At 73.3% G+C, this 18,101-nt stretch carries 16 protein-coding genes and 1 pseudogene; 6 read left to right on the top strand and 11 right to left on the bottom strand.

Annotated features, from left to right (window positions below):
• Positions 1-264 (top strand): annotated as a pseudogene (locus CcI156_RS26345) (cytochrome ubiquinol oxidase subunit I); the annotation flags it as partial.
• Here CcI156_RS26345 and CcI156_RS20215 read toward each other — a convergent pair.
• The 3 genes from CcI156_RS20215 to gabT form a co-directional block, all read right to left on the bottom strand.
• Complete coding sequence (locus tag CcI156_RS20215; protein WP_023841762.1) at positions 248-1,228, bottom strand: diacylglycerol kinase family protein; 981 nt, start codon at positions 1,226-1,228, stop codon at positions 248-250. The pseudogene CcI156_RS26345 and the gene CcI156_RS20215 overlap by 17 nt on opposite strands.
• 94 nt (positions 1,229-1,322) lie before the next feature.
• On the bottom strand, positions 1,323-1,967 hold the full coding sequence (locus CcI156_RS20210; RefSeq protein WP_371681829.1) for a DUF6758 family protein: 645 nt from the start codon (positions 1,965-1,967) through the stop codon (positions 1,323-1,325).
• A gap of 157 nt (positions 1,968-2,124) precedes the next feature.
• Positions 2,125-3,552 carry a 4-aminobutyrate--2-oxoglutarate transaminase gene (gene gabT / locus CcI156_RS20205; RefSeq protein WP_011438198.1) on the bottom strand — a complete coding sequence of 476 codons (1,428 nt, stop codon included), beginning with the start codon at positions 3,550-3,552 and terminating at the stop codon, positions 2,125-2,127.
• Positions 3,553-3,839: 287 nt separating this feature from the next.
• Between gabT and CcI156_RS20200 the strand changes: the two genes are divergently transcribed.
• Positions 3,840-5,282, top strand: a complete 1,443-nt coding sequence (locus CcI156_RS20200) for an aldehyde dehydrogenase family protein (protein ID WP_011438199.1) — start codon at positions 3,840-3,842, stop codon at positions 5,280-5,282.
• Positions 5,283-5,440: 158 nt separating this feature from the next.
• Complete coding sequence (locus CcI156_RS20195; protein WP_076807547.1) at positions 5,441-6,310, top strand: PHP domain-containing protein; 870 nt, start codon at positions 5,441-5,443, stop codon at positions 6,308-6,310.
• Between the two features lie 58 nt (positions 6,311-6,368).
• Here the strand turns inward: CcI156_RS20195 and CcI156_RS20190 are convergent, their stop codons facing one another.
• Positions 6,369-6,887 (bottom strand): MarR family winged helix-turn-helix transcriptional regulator, encoded by a 519-nt coding sequence (locus tag CcI156_RS20190; RefSeq protein WP_011438201.1) that lies wholly within the window; start codon positions 6,885-6,887, stop codon positions 6,369-6,371.
• Between the two features lie 305 nt (positions 6,888-7,192).
• Here CcI156_RS20190 and CcI156_RS20185 point away from each other — a divergent pair, with 305 nt between their 5' ends.
• Positions 7,193-8,335 carry an Mrp/NBP35 family ATP-binding protein gene (locus CcI156_RS20185; RefSeq protein ID WP_076807545.1) on the top strand — a complete coding sequence of 381 codons (1,143 nt, stop codon included), beginning with the start codon at positions 7,193-7,195 and terminating at the stop codon, positions 8,333-8,335.
• Between the two features lie 128 nt (positions 8,336-8,463).
• Here CcI156_RS20185 and tatB read toward each other — a convergent pair whose 3' ends face one another.
• From tatB to sigE, 4 genes are all read right to left on the bottom strand, one after another.
• Positions 8,464-9,003, bottom strand: a complete 540-nt coding sequence (tatB, locus tag CcI156_RS20180; protein WP_011438203.1) for a Sec-independent protein translocase protein TatB — start codon at positions 9,001-9,003, stop codon at positions 8,464-8,466.
• A 67-nt stretch (positions 9,004-9,070) separates the two neighbouring features.
• The gene (locus tag CcI156_RS20175) at positions 9,071-10,432 is read right to left on the bottom strand and encodes a S1C family serine protease (RefSeq protein ID WP_254847530.1); all 1,362 of its coding nucleotides are present in this window, start codon (positions 10,430-10,432) and stop codon (positions 9,071-9,073) included.
• Between the two features lie 1,449 nt (positions 10,433-11,881).
• Entirely contained in the window at positions 11,882-12,742 is an 861-nt protein-coding gene (locus tag CcI156_RS25940) for a hypothetical protein (protein ID WP_076807543.1), read from the bottom strand.
• Positions 12,739-13,548 carry an RNA polymerase sigma factor SigE gene (gene sigE, locus CcI156_RS20160; RefSeq protein WP_023841759.1) on the bottom strand — a complete coding sequence of 270 codons (810 nt, stop codon included), beginning with the start codon at positions 13,546-13,548 and terminating at the stop codon, positions 12,739-12,741. The genes CcI156_RS25940 and sigE overlap by 4 nt, the downstream gene beginning before the upstream one ends.
• Before the next feature lie 165 nt (positions 13,549-13,713).
• Between sigE and CcI156_RS20155 the strand changes: the two genes are divergently transcribed.
• Together CcI156_RS20155 and CcI156_RS20150 are read left to right on the top strand one after the other, a co-directional pair.
• Positions 13,714-14,367, top strand: coding sequence for an O-methyltransferase (locus CcI156_RS20155; RefSeq protein ID WP_011438208.1), 654 nt, complete (start codon positions 13,714-13,716; stop codon positions 14,365-14,367).
• Positions 14,368-14,520: 153 nt separating this feature from the next.
• Complete coding sequence (locus tag CcI156_RS20150; protein ID WP_023841758.1) at positions 14,521-15,261, top strand: hypothetical protein; 741 nt, start codon at positions 14,521-14,523, stop codon at positions 15,259-15,261.
• Between the two features lie 101 nt (positions 15,262-15,362).
• Here the strand turns inward: CcI156_RS20150 and CcI156_RS20145 are convergent, their stop codons facing one another.
• The 3 genes from CcI156_RS20145 to CcI156_RS20135 form a co-directional block, all read right to left on the bottom strand.
• Positions 15,363-17,072, bottom strand: a complete 1,710-nt coding sequence (locus CcI156_RS20145; protein ID WP_076807542.1) for a M17 family metallopeptidase — start codon at positions 17,070-17,072, stop codon at positions 15,363-15,365.
• Positions 17,073-17,196: 124 nt separating this feature from the next.
• The gene (locus tag CcI156_RS20140; RefSeq protein WP_076807540.1) at positions 17,197-17,364 is read right to left on the bottom strand and encodes a DUF3117 domain-containing protein; all 168 of its coding nucleotides are present in this window, start codon (positions 17,362-17,364) and stop codon (positions 17,197-17,199) included.
• 222 nt (positions 17,365-17,586) lie between these two features.
• Positions 17,587-17,949 (bottom strand): DivIVA domain-containing protein, encoded by a 363-nt coding sequence (locus tag CcI156_RS20135; protein WP_063579555.1) that lies wholly within the window; start codon positions 17,947-17,949, stop codon positions 17,587-17,589.
• Positions 17,950-18,101: the final 152 nt, after the last annotated feature.

Below are 18,101 nucleotides of genomic sequence, written 5' to 3'. Positions count from 1 at the left end.
CTGGAATGGGCGACCTCCTGCCCCCCGCCGCGGCACAACTTCCGGACGCTGCCGCGCATCCGCTCCGAACGCCCGGCGTTCGACCTGCACTATCCCCAGGCAGCCGGCCACATCGACTATCATGCGACCCCCGAGATCACACTGACACCCGAGACCACGCCGAGGCCCGAGACCGCGGACCCGGCCGAATCCACAGCGGCCGAATCCACAGCGGCCGGACCCGACCGCCCGGCGCCGGAATCCGGCTTCAGGACGCCGGAATAACCGGCACGAGCAGCCGCAGGGCACCGGGGCGCACGACGATCTCCGCCGGCAACGACGCCAGCGGATCGCCGTCGGCGTAGACGGCGAAGGGCCGGTCGGCCTCGATGCGCACCCGCCGGGCCCGCAGCACCCGCACGTGCCGGGTGTCGACGTGACGCCCGGAGAACACCCGCGGGAACAGCGCCAGGAACGTCAGGCGGGAGGTGCGCGAGATCAGCAGGACGTCCAGCAGCCCGTCGGCGATGTCCGCCCCGGGGGCGAACCGCATCCCGCCGCCGTAGTACGCCGAGTTCGCCGCCGCAACCGTCCACCCGACCAGGTCCCGAGGCGCGAGGTCGTCCACCGTCACCGTGAAGCGCGCCGGGCGCCAGGCGGCCAGCGCCCGCAGCGCCGCGTAGGTGTAGACCTGCTGGCCGCGCAGGAACCGGGTCCGGTTGGCGATCACCTGGACGTCGGAGTCGTAGCCAACGCTCGCGATCCCGAGAAACGGCCGGCCGCCGACCTCGGGCAGGTCGACCCGGCGTTCCCGGGCGTGCGCAAGCCCGGCCGCGACGCGGCACGGGTCGCGGGGCAGRCCGAGACCACGCACGAAGTCGTTACCGCGCCCGCCGGGGAGCACCGCGAGCACGCCGCCGCAGCGGGCCACCCCCCCTGCCACCGAGCCAGCTAGGCCGTCGCCCCCGAGCGCGACCACGACCCGGCCCTGGGCGGTGGCCGCCGCCGCGAGATCGTCCGCGTGGGCGAGGTCGCGGGTCGGGGTGACCCGGACGTCCCGCGCCCAGCGCGCGAGCTCGATGCGGACGCCGTCGAGCATCCGCATCGCCCGCCCGTGACCCGCGCTCGGGTTGACGATCACGGCCAGCCGGTTGCGGTCGACCTCGGCGGGTTCGACCCGCAGCGGCTGCGGCGCCACCGCACCGAGGCTTCCCCGGGAGGGTGTGCGGGGGGCAGCGGCGTCCGTCATGGTGAGCGAGCTTACGGGCGGGTGCGGCAGGTCCCCCAGCGGCCGGGGATTCGGAGCCGGGGATGCGGAGCCGGGGATGCGTGACCATGGCGGCTCACCGCCCGGGCAGCGGCCCCGCGGACAGGTGCTGGCTCGATGCACCGAAGAACGACCGCTCGCCGAGCTGCGGATCGTCGCGCAGGTCCCGCAGCACGAGGTGTTCCAGCAGGAGCAGGGCCGCGTCGGCCGGCCAGAGCACCAGCCACAGCCACACCCCCCGGGCCTCCCCGACGAACGCCGCCCGATCGGGGGGTACGACCAGCGGCCACAGCGCCGTGGGATGCCCGGCGGCCTCTACCTTCGCCTCCGGTACGCCGGGCAGCGGTTCGGGATCGGGACCGCTGATGCCCGCGAGCCGGGCGCCGAGTCCCACCCGAGGCGCCTCGGCGACGAGCACCATCTCGGCCGGCCCGCCCAACGGAGAGGGCCCGGCGGCGGCGACTGCCGTGGCACGCGGCCCGGTACGCTCGTCACCGGCCCAGCCGACGCCGCTGACGTACCAGTGGACCGGCATCGGCTGCGGCAACCAGATCGGGACCGTCGAGGTCTTCGACAGCGCGTGGAGCGCCTGTTCCCGCGACGACACGGCGGTGCGGTAGGGACTCACCTCCCCGTGATCGTCGCACCGCCACTGGCTGCTCCACAGATCGGGTGGACGCAGCGGTCCGAGACAGCGCGGGCAGGYCGCAGCAATGGTCACCGGGCGCCTCCTGGCGTAGGTGGAGATGTCGCCGAACATCGGCACTCCGGCACCGGTATGCCCTCGGCTTTCCACCCGCAATCGCCCCACCAGGTTCCCACCCGCAATCGTCCGACCTGGGCAGATATGCCGAACAGCCGGGTGCGCCATCCCTCCGTCACCCCTCCGGGCGGGCCGGGGAGGGAGGCTGACGGCGCGCCGCGAGCTCCGCGAACGCCTCGTCGAGGAGATCGAGGCCAGCCAGCAGCAACGGCTCCTCGATCACCAGCGGTGGCAGCAGCCGGAGCACGTTGCCCCAGGTGCCCGCGGTGAGCACGATCAGGCCGCGACGATGGCAGGCGGCGGCCGCGGCGGCGGTGAGGACCTTGTCCGGGCTGTCGTCGCCGGCGCCCCGGACCAGCTCCAGGGCGACCATCGCGCCCCGCCCCCGGACATCCCCGACGAAGTCGTACCGCTCGCGCAACGCGTGCAGGCGGGGCAGGGCGATCTCGCCGATCCGGCGGGCCCGGCCGGCCAGGTCCTCGGACTCGATGAGGTCGATCGCGGCGAGAGCCGCGGCGCAGGCCGCCGGGTTCCCCCCGTAGGTGCCGCCGAGCCCGCCGACCTGGGGGGCGTCCATGATCTCCGCACGGCCGGTGACGGCCGCGAGCGGCAGGCCGCCGGCGATGCCCTTGGCGGTGGTGATGAGATCCGGGACGACGCCTTCGTGCTCGCAGGCGAACATCGTCCCGGTCCGGGCGAACCCGGTCTGCACCTCGTCCGCGACGAACACGATCCCCGCGACCGTACAGAACTCGGCGAGGCGGGGCAGGAACCCGGTCCCGGGGACGATGAAACCGCCCTCCCCCTGGATCGGCTCGATGACCATCGCGGCGACGGACGCGGCCCCGATCTCGTCCCGCACGAGCTCGATCACCCGCTCGGCGGCCTCCTCCCCACAGCGGTCGGGACCGGTCGGCCAGCGGTAGGGATACGCCAGCGGCATCCGGTAGACCTCGGGCGCGAACGGCCCGAACCCACTCTTGTAGGGCATCGACTTCGCGGTCATCGCCATCGTCAGGTTCGTCCGGCCATGGTAAGCGTGCTCGAAGACGACGACCGCGCCCCGGCCGGTCGCGCTGCGCGCGATCTTGACGGCGTTCTCGACGGCCTCCGCTCCGGAGTTGAACAATGCCGAGCGTTTCTCATGGGTACCCGGCGTCAGCCGGTTCAGCGCCTCACAGACGGCGATATAGCCCTCGTACGGCGTCACCATGAAGCAGGTGTGGGTGAACCGGCCGATCTGCTCACGCACGGCCTCGACGACCCCGTCCGCAGCGTTGCCGACGCTGACCACCGCGATCCCCGAACCGAAGTCGATGAGCGAGTTGCCGTCCACGTCGACCACGACCCCGCCGCCCGCCGCGTGCGCGTAGACCGGGAGGGTCTCACCGACCCCCCGGGCCACGGCGCCGACGCGGCGCGCGGCGAGTGCCCGGGACCGCGGGCCGGGGATCTCGGTGTGCAGACGCGGCTCCTGGGGCAGCCGCGGGCCGCCGGTGGCGGGCAGGCCGATTCCGGTCGCCGCCGGGTTGGGAATGGTCATCGTCGGCTCCTACCTGATCGTATGCGCGCACGTACCTGTCCACGGCCCGGGCCACGCCGCCGCGCCGCGGCCCTGGTCCGGTCTGGGCCGGGCCGGGCCGGGCCGGGCCGGGCCGGCCATCGTCCCCCGCCGCCGGGATCCGGCCGGTGGTCCTCGGGCGGGACCGGGCGCGCCGCAGGCGCCCCGCCCGCGCGGGCGCCTAGAATGAGCTCGATGGTGATGACGACGGCAGGCGGCTCGACGCCAGGCGGCCCGGTGGCCGCCCGCGCCGACCGGTCATCCGCGCGATGAGCGAGCCGACGCCGTTCTGGCTGGCAGGCAAGCCGGCCACCGGGTCGGCGACGACCACCGTTCGGCACCCGTTCGACGGCGCGGAGGTCGCCGTCGTCGCGCAGCCGGACCCCGACCAGGTTGAGACGGCCGTGGCCGCCGCGGCGGCGGTCGCCCCGGCGTTCGCGGCGCTGCCGGCCCACGTCCGCGCCGGCGCGCTCGCCGGCGTGTCGAAGGAGATCGCCCGTCGAGGCGACGAACTGGCCCGTCTCATCACCGCGGAGAGCGGTAAGCCGCTGACCTGGTCGCGTGCCGAGGTGGCCCGGGCAAGCTCCACCTTCCGCTGGGGGGCGGAGGAGGCCCGGCGTTTCGCCGGGGAGCTGACCAGGCTGGACACCGATCCCCCCGGGGAGGGACGGCTCGCGCTCACCCGGCGTTTCCCCCGCGGGCCCGTGCTGGGCATCACCCCCTTCAACTTCCCGCTCAACCTGGTCGCCCACAAGGTGGCGCCGGCGCTGGCGGTCGGCGCGCCGATCATCGTGAAGCCGGCCCCGCGCACGCCGCTGTCGGCGCTGTTCCTCGGCGACCTGCTCGCCGACGCCGGCTTGCCCGAGGGGTCGTGGTCGGTCCTCCCGATCCCCAACGACCGCCTCGGCCCGCTCGTCGCGGACCCTCGGCTGCCCGTGGTGTCCTTCACCGGCTCCGGCCCGGTGGGCTGGTCCATCCGCGACACGGTCCCCCGCAAGCATGTGGTCCTCGAACTCGGCGGGAACGCGGCGGTGCTGGTCGCCGCCGACTACGCGACCCCCGCCGATCTGGCCCGGGCCGCCGGCCGCATCGCCCTGTTCGCCAACTACCAGGCCGGCCAGTCGTGCATCGCCGTGCAGCGGGTCTACGCCGACCGCACGATCGTCGACGAGCTGCTCGCCGAGATCGTCGCCGCCGTGCGGGCGCTGCACGACGGGGATCCGGCCGACCCGGCCACCGACGTGGGGCCGCTGATCGACGTCGCGGCGGCGGAACGGGTCGAGGCGTGGATCACCGAGGCCGTCGAGGCGGGGGCGACACTCGTCTGCGGCGGGACGCGCCACGGCACGAGTCTCAGCCCGGCCGTGCTGACCGGCGTTCCGCCCACCGCCAAGGTGGTGAGCGAGGAGGTCTTCGGCCCGGTGATCGTCGTGGCGGCGGTCGACGGCGTTGACGAGGGCTTCGCCCGGATCAACGACAGCGCCTACGGCCTGCAGGCCGGGGTGTTCACCCACGACCTGGCCACCGCCTTCCGCGCCCACCGGGAGCTCCAGGTCGGGGGGGTCGTCATCGGCGACGTCCCGTCGTACCGGGCCGACCAGATGCCCTACGGCGGGACGAAGGGTTCCGGCATCGGGCGGGAGGGGGTCCGCTCGGCCATGACCGACCTCACCGAGGACCGGGTGCTGGTCCTGACCGGTCTGGACCTGTAGGCCTCCCTGCCGCCCGCCGTCGCCCACCACCACGGCCCGCACCGCCCGCACCGCCGTCTCACCCCGGCCTGCCGCCCCGGCCTGCCGCCCCGGCCTGCCGCCCCGGCCTGCCGCCCACATCATCGCCGCGCGGCGAAAAGCTGCCACTATGAAGCATTATGGAGCGGGTGGCCATCGACCTGCACACCCATTCGACCGCCTCGGACGGCCTGGAGTCACCGGAGAACCTCGTCCGGCTCGCAGCCGGGCAGGGCCTGTCGATCCTCGCGCTCACCGACCATGACACCATCGCGGGCATCGGCCGCGCGGCCGCGGCCCTGCCTGCCGGGCTGACCCTGGTGCCGGGCGCCGAGATCTCCTGCCAGGTCGAGGTGGCAGGTGCGTGGGTATCCCTGCACGTGCTGGCCTACCTGTTCGACCCGGCCGAGCCGGCGTTCGCGGCGGCCCGGGCCCGGGTGCGGGAACATCGCGCCACCCGGGCCCGTCGGATGGTCGACCGACTCGCCGCGGACGGGCATCCGGTGCGCTGGKAACGGGTCCTGGAGCTGGCGGCCGGCACGGTGGGCCGCCCCCACATCGCCGCGGTCATGGTCGAGGCCGGGCTGATCCCCGAGGTGGCGGCCGCGTTCAGCAACCGGTGGATCGGCGCGGGCGGACCGTACTGGGTGGGCAAGGAGCAGCCGGACGTCTGGGAGGCGCTTCGCCTCATCCACGGCGCCGGCGGGGTGAGCGTGTTCGCGCACCCGTTCGCGAGCAGGCGCGGCGTCACAGTCGGTCCCGAGGTGATCGAGGCGATGGCGAAGGCGGGCCTGACCGGCCTCGAGGTCGATCATCCCGATCACCTACCCGTCGCGCGGCGCCGGCTACGTGGCCTCGCTGCCGAGCTCTCGCTGGTGGCGACCGGTTCCAGTGACTTCCACGGCGCCAGCAAGCCCCAGGGGCTCGGGGCCGAGACCACCTCCCGGGAGGCGTACGAGGCGTTGATCTCCACCGCGCGGGGGGCGGTCCCGATCACCGCGTCCGGATGACCGGCCGCGCGGTGCCGGGCACGCGCTGCCGGGCACGCTGCCGGCAGGCCATGGCCGCTCAGGCGTTCGCGTCGTACCCCCGGCCGTTGCCGCCCGGCCTCGGCGGGCTCAGCCGGCCCAGCAGCTCGGCGAGCAGGTCCTGCTCGGTTCGGCTGAAGTGGGAGAGCACGTGCCGGGCGACCCCCTTGAGGTGGGTGCCCGAGGCCGCCCGCAAGCGGTCGAATCCCTGCGGGGTGAGGGTGGCGAGCGTGCCGCGGGCATCCGACGGGCAGGACCGCCGGGCGACCAGTCCCTCCCGTTCCAGCCGGTCGACCAACCGGGTGAGACCGCTGCGGGAGAGCAGCACCGCCTGGGCGAGTTCGCTCATCCGTAACTCGCCGTTCGGGGCCTCGGCGAGCTGGACCAGCACGTCGTACGAGGCCAGGGGAAGCCGGTGAGCCGCCTCGAGCTCGGCCTCGAGGACCCGGGTCACGTGGGCATGGGCGTGCAGCAGCTCACGCCAAGCCCACATCCCATGTTCGTCGACCCAGTCCTCGCCGGTCTCGGAGCTGGCGCCGAACATCTCTTCGACTGCCATCGCGTCCTCCCGCCTCCGCACGATCAGCCTACGTCGCGGCCCGCCCGCAAAACCGTCCCAAGCAGCCGCCTCCGTCACCGGGACACATACCAGGCACATACCGGGACACAATCACCCCTGGTCATGACGATGGGCACGCTCCGCACCCGTCGTGAAGCCGACAGGGCGGCTCACGCTCCCCGGTCCGCCGAACACGGCGGACCGGGGATCGTGAGCCGGCGCCGTCACGTCCCCCGCGGGCTATCGTGGACCCACAGGCGGCCCGGCGGGCCGCACCTGATACCAACCTGTGACTGAGGTTTCCCTTGTCCCTATCCCGGCCTTCCCCCGACGCGATTCAGTCGGCTCTGGCGACGGTGCACGATCCCGAGATCGGTCGTCCCATCACCGAGCTGGACATGGTCTCGTCGGTTCGCGTKCTCGACGACGGCTCGGTCGACGTCGGGGTCCTGCTCACCGTGTCCGGCTGCCCCATGCGCGACGAGATCATCAATCGGGTCAGTCGAGCCGTCAGCGCGGTCGAGGGCGTCCGCGAGGTCCGCGTCGATCTGCAGGTCATGTCGGACGAGCAACGCGGTGCCCTGCACGCGAAACTGCGGGGGGGCAACGCCCCCAAGGCGATTCCCTTCGCCCAACCAGGCTCGACCACCAGGGTCTACGGCGTCGCCAGCGGCAAGGGCGGCGTCGGCAAGTCCTCGATCACCGTGAACCTGGCCGCCGCGATGGCCCGTTCGGGCCTGTCGGTCGGTGTGCTCGATGYCGACATCTATGGGCACTCCGTGCCCCGCATGCTGGGCATCGACCGCCCGCCCACCCAGGTCGAAAAGATGATCATGCCGCCCCAGGCACACGGGGTGCGAGTCATCTCCACCGGGATGTTCACGCGCGGCAACCAGCCAGTGACCTGGCGCGGACCGATGCTGCACCGTGCCCTGGAGCAGTTCCTGTCAGACGTCTTCTGGGGTGACCTGGACGTCCTTCTCCTGGACCTACCGCCCGGCACCGGTGACATCRCCATCTCCCTGGCCCAGCTGGTGCCGTCCTCCGAACTGCTGCTGGTCACGACCCCGCAGCTGGCGGCCACCGAGGTCGCCGAGCGGGCCGGGACCATCGCCGTGCAGACCCGGCAGAACGTGGTCGGGGTCGTCGAGAACATGGCGTGGCTGCCCTGCCCGCACTGCGGCGAGCGGGTCGACGTGTTCGGCTCTGGCGGCGGGGCTGCGGTGGCCGAGCGGCTGACCAGGGTGCTCGGTCATGACGTACCGCTGCTGGCCCAGATCCCGGTGGACGTCCGGCTCCGGGAAGGCGCCGACAACGGCATGCCGCTGGTCATCGGCGAGCCGGACAGCGAGGCGGGCAAGGCCCTGCACGCGGTGGCGGGCCGGCTCACCTACCGCTCCCGTGGGCTCGCCGGACGCAGCCTCAACCTCACGCCGGTGGGGCGCTGAACACCTACGATCGGCCGTCCGTCCGGGTTCGCGCAGCCTGATCGACGCGAGCCCGGCCCCGGCTGGCCCCGCCCCGGGGCGGGTGCATCGAGCCGGCGGCGACGCCGAACCTCAGGCGACGCCGAACCTCAGGTGGCGTCCGAGTCGAAGGGCACCTCTGTCGCCGGGCCGTCGCTCCGTGCCGGCTGCGCCGGCACGGAGCGGGCGGCGGACGCCTTGCTCGGCGAGACCTTCGACAGCATGGGGGACACCGGACCGGGCGGCGCCGCCGGAACCGCGGCCTCGGCGCCGGGACGAGCCGGATCCTTGGCCGCGGGATCTCTCGGCAGCGAGGACTTGGTCAGTGACGGCGCCGCGGGCGGATCGTCACCGAGGAGCAGCGAGTCGAGCGAGGTCCGCTTGGTGAGGTATGGCGGCAGAACCGGATCGTCCTCGAACAGGTGCTTGCGGACGAAGGTCTTGGGATGCAGGTCCCGGATATCCAGATCGGCGAATTCCGGGCCCAGCTCGGACCTGAGATCGTTACGCATGCCGTTGGCCAGCTGACGCAGCTGACGCAGCACGCGTCCCGCGTCCCTGGCGGCCTTGGGCAACCTGTCCGGGCCGAAGACGAACAGCCCGATCAGAAGCAAGACGACGACTTCACCCCACCCGACACCGTTGAACACGCGCTGAGCGTACCTCTCCCGGTGTTGCKGGCAAGGAGCTCGTGGGCAACGAAAAGATGTCTGCGGCTCAGCGCTGTTGTTCCTGCAGCGTCAGCTGGGTGGTCGCGGTGGCACCGGCGCGTTCGTAGGCGACCGACACCCGGTCACCTACCCGGTGGAGCCGGGCTGCGACGATGAGGTCGTTCATCCCGCTGATAACCCTGGTGTCCACCCGCGTGATGATGTCGCCGACGCGCAGCCCGGCGCGCTCGGCGGGGCCACCGGGCGCCAGGTTGACGACGCGGGCACCCGACGTGGTCCCCATGGCCTTCGCCTGGCCGGCGGTGACGGTCGCGGCTGACACGCCGAGGTACGGGTGGGTCGCCCGACCGGTCGAAATGATCTCCTGAGCGACCGAGCGGGCGAAGTCGATCGGGATGGCGAACCCCACGCCGATGCTGCCGCTCTGGCTCTGGGACTCATGGCCGGGCACCGCGGCGATCGCGGTATTGATCCCCACCATCTGGCCGAGGCCGTCGAGCAGCGGACCACCGGAGTTGCCCGGATTGATCGCCGCGTCGATCTGGATCGCCCCGATGAGCACCGTGGGGTCGGTGCCGCTCTCGGCCGGGACCATGGGATTGCGGTCGAGCGCGCTGACGACGCCGGTCGTCACGGTGYCGGCGAGGCCGAACGGCGCCCCGATGGCAACCACCGGCGCTCCCACGACCAGCGAGCCGGACTGGCCGAGCGTCACCGCCGGCAGGGGCTGCGGGGCCGGGATCCGCAGAACGGCAATGTCAGTCTTGGGATCCCGCCCGACCAGGTCGGCCCGGACCTGGCCGAACTCCTGGTAGCGGCGCACGGAGATCGGAGTTCTGGCGGCGACCGCGGACGCCACGACGTGGTTGTTCGTCAGGATGTACCCCTCCGGGCTAATGATCACCCCGGAGCCGGTACCCGCGGCATCGCCGTCCCCCCCGCCACCGGCGTCGATCGTCACCACACTGGGCAGAGCCGTCGCGGCGATCGACGCGACCGACCTGCGGTCGGAGCTGGGCGCGGCGGTACCGACCGGCAGGGCCGCCGACGCCTGTTGGTCGCTGCCGCGCTCGGTCATCGAGACGAGCAGCGCACCGATCCCCCCACCCAGCAGACCCGCGACCAGGATGCTCGCGAGGAGGACCCGGTGACCGAGAACGACCGGGCGACCAGGAGCGACCAGGCGCCCCCGCGGCGCCGAACGACCAGTCAGGACATCGGCGAACGGCACGGCGAACGGCGCGGCGTTCGAGCCGCCGCTGTCGGAGCCGCCGCTCTCGGAGCCGCCGCCGTCGGAGTCCGCGGGCAGCGGATACGGCGTCGAGGTCGGCGACCACGCCCGCGGGGAGCCCGTCTCGGCGGGCGGTGGGGCCGGCGGCTGCGTGCCGAAGCCACGCACCGCGGTCACCGTCGGCAAGCCTCCCGACGGCTCCCGCGGGTTCCCGTCCGCCGCAGCGCGCCCGCGGTCGGTCGCGGCGGCGCCCGGGTCGCAGCCCGCCCGGGCGCCCGGCGCCCCCGGACCCGAAACGCCCGTCCTCGAAACACCCGCCCCCGGAGCACCCGCCCCCGGAGCACCCACGCCCGGAGCACCCACGCCCGGAGCGGCCCCCTCGACCCGCCCGGAATGCCGGGGGTGGCGATGCCCTCCAGGAGCGGAGCCGGCCCTGTCCTCACCGGGTGGGAGGGTCGGCGGACGCCGGCCGGGCTGACGTACCGGAATCCGCGCCGCCCCGGATTCCGGCGTCGCACCCTCACGGGCCGTGGGCCGCGGCTGCGGCCCCGCACCCGATGGCCCCGCACCCGATGGCCCCGCACCCGATGGCCCCGCACCCGATGGCCCCGCACCCGATGGCCCCGCACCCGATGGCCCCGCACCCGATGGAGTCCCCGGGGCCGGCTCAGGAGCGCGTGCCGCCGGGCTACCCGTGCCCGGCGTCCCGGCGGCCGTGGGTCGCCGCTCGGGCCGGGTCTCCTCCGCCGGCCCGGTCATCGCGGTGGTGGATGCCGTACGAGGCGATTGCGGACGGCGTGTCCCGGCCGCCGGTTCCGACCCGGACGGCTGCACGGGTCCCGACGGCTGCACGGGGACGACCACCCCGGGCTGTACCCGCGGCCCGGCACCGCCGGCCGTGGTGGGCCGGGGCGTGGCGGGAAGGCGGAGCCGACTGACGGGTATCGTCCCACCGGTCGAGGGGACGGTCGTCTCGTCGCGCGCCGCCGCGACCCGGCCACCGGCCTGATCGGTCCGCGGCTTGCCGTCGGTGGCGGAAGGCGCCGCGCCGGCGGCTCGCGGGACACCAGGGCGGGAAGGATCGGCGCGGTGGCCCGGGCCGGCGGGAACCGACCGCATCGTGGATGACCGCTCGAGACGTCGGGGCCGTACGGGCGGGTCGACCGGTTCCACGCTCGCGACAGGCACCTCGTTGTCGCTGACGTCCACACGTCCTCCCCGACTCGCTCGTCGCACGGCACGGCGGAACGCCGGCGACCGGTTCCGTCCTGGAAAGCACGCGCGACGCGTCCGAGCGGGTAACACGGTAAAGCCTCACATCAGGCCAGACGAGACCTCTCCTCCAGAACACCCAGAAAATGTCTTTCAGGTACCGGAAAGATGCGTCCCGCCGGTTTCCGGCGGCGACCGGGGCGGACAGCCGGACAAAGGCGACCAGCCAGGGCTTGGCGCCGGGAGACGGAGCAGGCGACACCCTGAAACTCACGGCCCCGACCGCCTCCCGGTACCCGGGACGGCCTACCCCGTCCGAATACCCCCGTTCAAACACCCCCGACCGGGTCGATGGGGAACGTGTTCGCCCGGGTCGGCCCGAATTCGCCCGAGTCGGCCCGAACGGGCGGACGATCAACGGCGCAAGGACACCCGGACCGGGGCGAACATCGGGGTGAGCCGGCTCGGGACGCCGTTCGCAACGCCCGGGGCGACGACCGAGGACACCGTCGGCACCGCGACGGGCCCCGGCGTCTGGGTACTCTCCTGGCCGTCGGCGATGGCGGCACCAGCGACGGCGAGCAGCATCAGCGCGGCGGATCCGAGGAGGGTTCGGCGCATGCTGGTCCGGGGGGTGGGACGACGGTGCGGGGCCGGCAGCCGCCGGCGCGGGGCGGGCGAAGCCGGCCGCCGCAGGTGCTGACGCGCGGGCCCCGGCGCGGGACGGCCCGCCTGACCCGGACCGCGCGCAGCCCCGCCGGTGGCTGCCGGCGCCGGTCGAGCGGCGGGCCTGGGCGAGGCGGGACGAGTGCCGGCGCCCGGGCGAGGATCGAAGGGGGGCTGTCGGAGCTCGACGGAACGCGGCAGCAGGGCCGGTACTGTCACCGTGAACGCCCCGGGAAGCCTGACCGGGTCGAGACGGGTAGGCCCCCGCCTGTCCGGCGCAGGACGGAACTGGGAGCGCTGGGATTGCGGGGAGCGCTGGGATTGCGGGGAGCGCTGGGAGCGCGGGGAGCGCTGGGAGCGCGGGGACGAACCCGGCGGGGGCGCGGGCAGCGCGGTCAGACCGCCCAGGCTCAGCAGCCGGACCGCGAGGCCGCCAGGAAGATCCGRCCCATCGAGAGCAACCAGCCGTGCCTTGACCATCCGCAGGGCCGCCACCTCCCGCTGGCACTCCCCGCAGCGGGCAAGATGCGCGAGCGCGCGATCACGAGCGTCATGATCAAGCTGATGGTCGATGAGAGGCGAGATCCGATCGCCGAGATGCTCGGTCACGCCCGCCGCTCCCGCGGAGCACCACCCTTGCTCCCGGCGGCGACGGGCCCATGCCGTCCCCTGCTTCTGGGCCGCCCGTCGTCGCCTCGGTCCCGACGCGGTCTGGTCGTGTCCGGCGGCGCCACGTCCGCCTCGGCGAGCTCCGCCGCCACCGGCCCGACGGCGGGCTCCGCGGTGAGAAGGGCGTCGTCCGAGACCGTCACGGCGGCGGACAACGCGGCGCCGTCACCAGTACGTGGCGCGCGATCAGCCAGCGCCGCGCGCAACATCGCCCGACCGCGCGAGATCCGGCTGCGCACTGTGCCCAGTTTCACGCCCAACGTCTGAGCGATCTCTTCGTAGGAGAGCTGCTCGATGTCGCACAGCACGACGGCGGCCCGGAAGTCGGGCGGCAGAGCGGCGAGCGCGGCCTCGACGTCCGCGTCGAGATGAGCCTCGGCGTAGACCGCCTCCGGGCTCGCCTCGCGGCCGGCCAGCCGCTCGGTGTCCTCGGGCAGCGCATCGAACCGGATCTTCTGCTGGCGACGCATGCGGTCGAGGAAGAGATTGGTGGTGATCCGGTGCAGCCACCCCTCGAAGGTGCCGGGGGTGTAGTCCGCCAACGACCGGAACACCCGGACGAACACGTCCTGCGTCAGGTCCTCGGCGTCGTGGGCGTTACCGGTGAGGCGGTAGGCGAGGCGATAGACCCGGTTGCCGTGCTCACGGACCACGTCTTCCCAGGAAGGAGGAACCCAACCAGAAGCTTCTGCGGTGGCGGCGACGCCGGCGGCGTCCGAGCCCGCMCCGGGGTCCTGAGCAGCCACGGCCGCCTCTCGGTCGGTTCGCGTCAAACGTACCCGACGAGCCGGCCAGGGAGCGGCGAATCCCGCTGCGGACACCGATGTTTCTCCCCTCGATCCTCGACACGATGCGCGTTGACCAGATGAACGCGCGTCCTCGGTCTCCCGTTCCCGTAGGCTGAGGAAGTCATGCCGGACACTGACATCGGCGAACTCGAGTCCGCCGCCGCCTATGCCGAGGGCTTCCTGCTGGAAGACCCGATCCTTCGCGCTGCCCGCGCCCGAGCCGAGGAGGTCGGGATCGTCCCGGTCAGCCCGGGTACCGGCGCGGTCCTACGCTTCCTCGCCGCTGCCGTGGGCGCCCGCGCGGTGGTCGAGATCGGCACAGGTACCGGGGTCTCCGGTACCTGGCTGTTGCGCGGGATGCGGCCCGACGGAACCCTGACCACCATCGACGTCGAGGCCGAGCACCTTCGGCTGGCCCGGCGCACCTACGCCGACGCGGGGATGACCCCCGGGCGCAGCCGGCTGATCACCGGCCGCGCCCTCGACGTTCTCCCCCGGCTGACCGACGGCGCCTATGACCTCGTGTTCTGTGACGCGGACCGGCGTGAGGGCACCGAGTACCTCACGCAGGCCCTGCGGCTGCTGCGGCCGGGCGGCGTGGTGGCGTTCGCCAGCGTGCTGGCCTTGGCCCAGGGCCAGGCCACCGGCCCCGAGGCGGTGGCGGTCCGCGAACTTGCCACAGCTGTACGTGACGACGTGCGGCTTACCCAGATGCTCCTCACCACCGGCGGCGGCCTCCTGGTCGCCGTGGTCGCCAAGTCCTCCCCGGTCGGCTGACCGGCACCCCGGGCGAGGTGGCCGGCACCCCGGGCGAGGTGGCCGGTCCGCGGTAACACGATCGGGGCCGGCCGATCGTGCCGGTACCCGGTGGCTCCTCAGTGGGCGCGTAAGGTGCGCTTAAGCGTGACATTCCTACGCCTTGGGGAGTAAATGGCACCGGCCGCGCAGGAGTACCGGCGCTACGACGTCTACGACGACTACGGCGACTACGACAGCCGGGCCAGGGACGACTACGACAGCCGGGCCAGGGACGCCTACGACAGCCGCGCCGAGCCACCGCCCGCCCCACGTGAGAGCCTGCTGCCCTACATCACGTTCGTCCTCGTCGTGGCGGTCCTAGCCGGGATCGCCGGTTACACGCTGAACCGCCTGGTGGGACCGGCGCACGGCGCGCGCTCCGCCCACCCGTCCGCACCGGGCGCCACCCCCTCCCCGACGGCCGTGCCCACCCCGTCGGCCGTGCCCACCCCGTCGGCCGTGGGAGGCGGCCTCGCCGGCCTTACCGCCGAGCAGGTGGCGATCCGGCTGGCCGGCGCGGGCCTGCCGCTGCACACCACCGTCGTCTACAGCGCGGCCACCGACCCGGATCGTCTCCTGGGCCGGACGAACGGCTACACCAGCAGAATCGCCTTCAGCGATCCGCGGGTGGGCGTCAACGAGGTCTCCGGAAGCCCCGCGGGCGCGATCGAGCGCGGCGGCGCGATCGAGGTCTTCGCGGACGCGGCGAGCGCGCAGCAGCGGGCGACGAAGCTCCTCACCGTCACCGCCGACAACCCGCTCGTCACCGAGTACGTCTTCGTCCAGCGCACCGTGGTGCTCCGGGTCTCCCTGGTCCTCACCGCGGACATCGCCCGGGAATACGAGGCCGCGCTCCTGCGTCTCGCGGCCTGAGATCCCCTCGCGGCCCGGCAACATCCAGGACATCCAGGGGTATCGGGGTATCGGGGTATCGGGGACGTCTGGAACATCCGGGAGTTCCGGGGGCTCTACACTCAGGCCGCCGGTGTCTGGGATGGCMCACTCGACAGCCAGGTCAGCAGGGTACGCACCCCCCACCCGGTGCCGCCCCGGCTGATCTCGCCGTCGTCGGCGTCCGACCGTGCGGTGCCCGCGATGTCCAGATGTGCCCAGGGCCGCCGGCCCGCGAACTCCCGCAGGAACAGCGCCGCGGTGATGGAACCGCCCCCGACGTCCAGCGCCCGGCCGATGTTGGCAAGGTCCGCCACCGGCGAGTCGATCGCCGCCCGGTACTCCTTCACCAACGGCAGCCGCCACACCCGTTCCCCGGCGCTGTCCGCCGCGGCGGACAGCGCCGCCGCCAGCCGGTCGTCCGAGCTGAACAGCCCGGCGGTGCGCCGGCCGAGCGCCACGGCGATCGCTCCGGTCAGCGTGGCGAGATCGACGATGACATCCGCGTCGAGCGCGCCCGCGGCGTAGGCGAGGCCGTCCGCCAGCACCAGGCGGCCCTCGGCGTCGGTGTTCAGTACCTCCACCGTGGTCCCGCCCCAGCAGGTGATGACGTCGCCGGGACGCATGGCAGTCGCACCGATCATGTTCTCCGCCAGACAGAGCAGGCCGGTGACGCGCCCGGGCACGTTCAACGCCGGCAACGCGGTCATCGCCCCGAGCACCGCCGCCGCGCCCGCCATGTCGGTCTTCATGCCGGCCATCGGGACGGCCGGCTTCAGGGAGAGCCCACCCGAGTCGAAGGTGATTCCCTTCCCGACCAGGACCCGGTGACCATCGGTGAAGCGGCCCGCCGGCGAACCATCCGGCTCCGCCGACCCGATGGATCCCGCCGACCCGATGGATCCCGCCGACCCGGTGGATCCCGCCGACCCGGTGGATCCCGCCAACCCGGCCTCGCCAGAAGTCCACGGTGGCCCGTGATATTCGAGTTTGACCAGGTAGGGCGGCCGCGGGGAACCCTCACCGACGGCGCACAACCCCCCGAAGCCCTGCGCCGAAAGATCGTCGGGGCCGAGCAGGGTCGTGTCGAGACCCGCCGACGCGGCGATGCGCACGGCACGGTTCGCCAGCCACTCGGGTGACTTCACCAGACTCGGCATGTTGACCAGATCGCGGGCGATGTACACCCCGGTGGCCACCGCCCGCGCGGCGCCGACCGCGGCCACCGCCCCGGGCTCGTCCGCCCGACCGGTGAGCACGATGACGTTGCCGGGCGCGCCGTTCTCCGGCCCGGGCCGGCCGGCCGGGTCGGGCACTCCAGCGGCCCGGTCGAGCACTCCAGCGGCCCGGTAGGCGCCTAGCGCCAGGCCTTCGGTGAAGGCCCGCAGGCCCGGATCGCCGGGCTCCGCCACCACCGCGAGCCGGTCCGGTGCCCCGGCGCGGCGGGCGAGCGCGGCGCCCGCGGCCCGCCAGTCACCCGGTTGACCGGCGCCGATGCCGACCACGAGCAGCCGGGTCGGCCGAGCCGTCCGGGCCAACGGCACCACCAGCACCGAACCCGCATCGCCGCGCAGGGACTCGGACTCGACCAGCAGCGCAAGATCCAGTCCGAGATCGGCGCCGACACCGCGGGCAGTTTCGTCGAACACGGGTCCGTTCTCGGACGACGCGAGGACCAGGGCGACGGTCGAGGGCTCGACGTCGGCGACGGTGGCGGACCGTAGGGTAACGCCGGGAGGAAGCCTGATGAGCCCGTCGATCGCCGGGCCTGACGCGGAATCAACGATGCTCATGCCGGCCTTCTCACCGGGACCGCCGGACTCACTGGGACCGCCGGACCACGACGGAACCCGGCTGCCGCGGGACGGACGCGAGGACGGCGCACGCGGACGGACACCCGGGCGGACGCACGGACGGTTAACTGACCGCGGTCTTCAGGGCATCCCCCAGCGCACTCGCCTCGTCGGCGGTGAGTTCCACGACGAGCCGACCGCCCCCCTCCAGCGGGACACGCATGACGATGCCGCGCCCCYCTTTGGTCACCTCGAGCGGACCGTCACCCGTCCGCGGCTTCATGGCCGCCATCGGTGCACCTCTTCCTGCCGTCGGACCTGCATCTGACGACGATTATCCCGTAGACCGGACCGCAAACCGAAACACGTCTCTGCGCGRCATCACAACAGTCGCCCGCCGCAACATCGAGAGGTGGGCGTCGATGTTGACGACAACGCCTGCGCGTGTCCCTGCATAGGCCAGATCGATCGGCTACCAACAGTCGACTGTGATGCCACAGACAGTCGGCGGCGATCACTCGTCGATCTGTGGCGAGCGAGTATCCCGATGCCCGTCCGGCGATGGCGCGGTGTCGACGCGCGCGAAGGCGGCCAGCCGGACCAGCTCCTCRTCCCGCCGGGCCAGCTCCTCGTCCCGCCAGGCCAGCTCGTCGGCGAGCCGAAGCAGGACGGCGTCGACCTCGGCCATCCGGTAACCACGCAGCGCCATCCCGAACCGCGTGCGGGCAACGTCACCGGCTGTCACCATGCCGGCAGGTAGTCCGGTAGGAGCGCCGTCCGGCGGCGCCGGGGCGAGCCGATCGAAGCGACCGACGGCCAGCGCGGCCACCGCGAAGACGACGGCGGCCACGATCACAATCTCGATGACGAGCACCACGCATCCGATCGTGCCACGGCCCGCCGATCGTGGTGATTCTGGCAGGCTGGCCCGGTGCATGCCGACACTGCCCACCCGGCCCCGCAACGACTGGATCCGCAACGACTGGATCCGCAACGACTGGATCCGCAACGACTGGGTCCGCTACGGCT

Origin of the sequence: Frankia sp. CcI156 (assembly GCF_001983015.1) — a bacterium.
Taxonomy (GTDB): Bacteria; Actinomycetota; Actinomycetes; order Frankiales; family Frankiaceae; genus Frankia; species Frankia casuarinae.
This window is presented reverse-complemented; position numbering and strand designations above follow the sequence as displayed.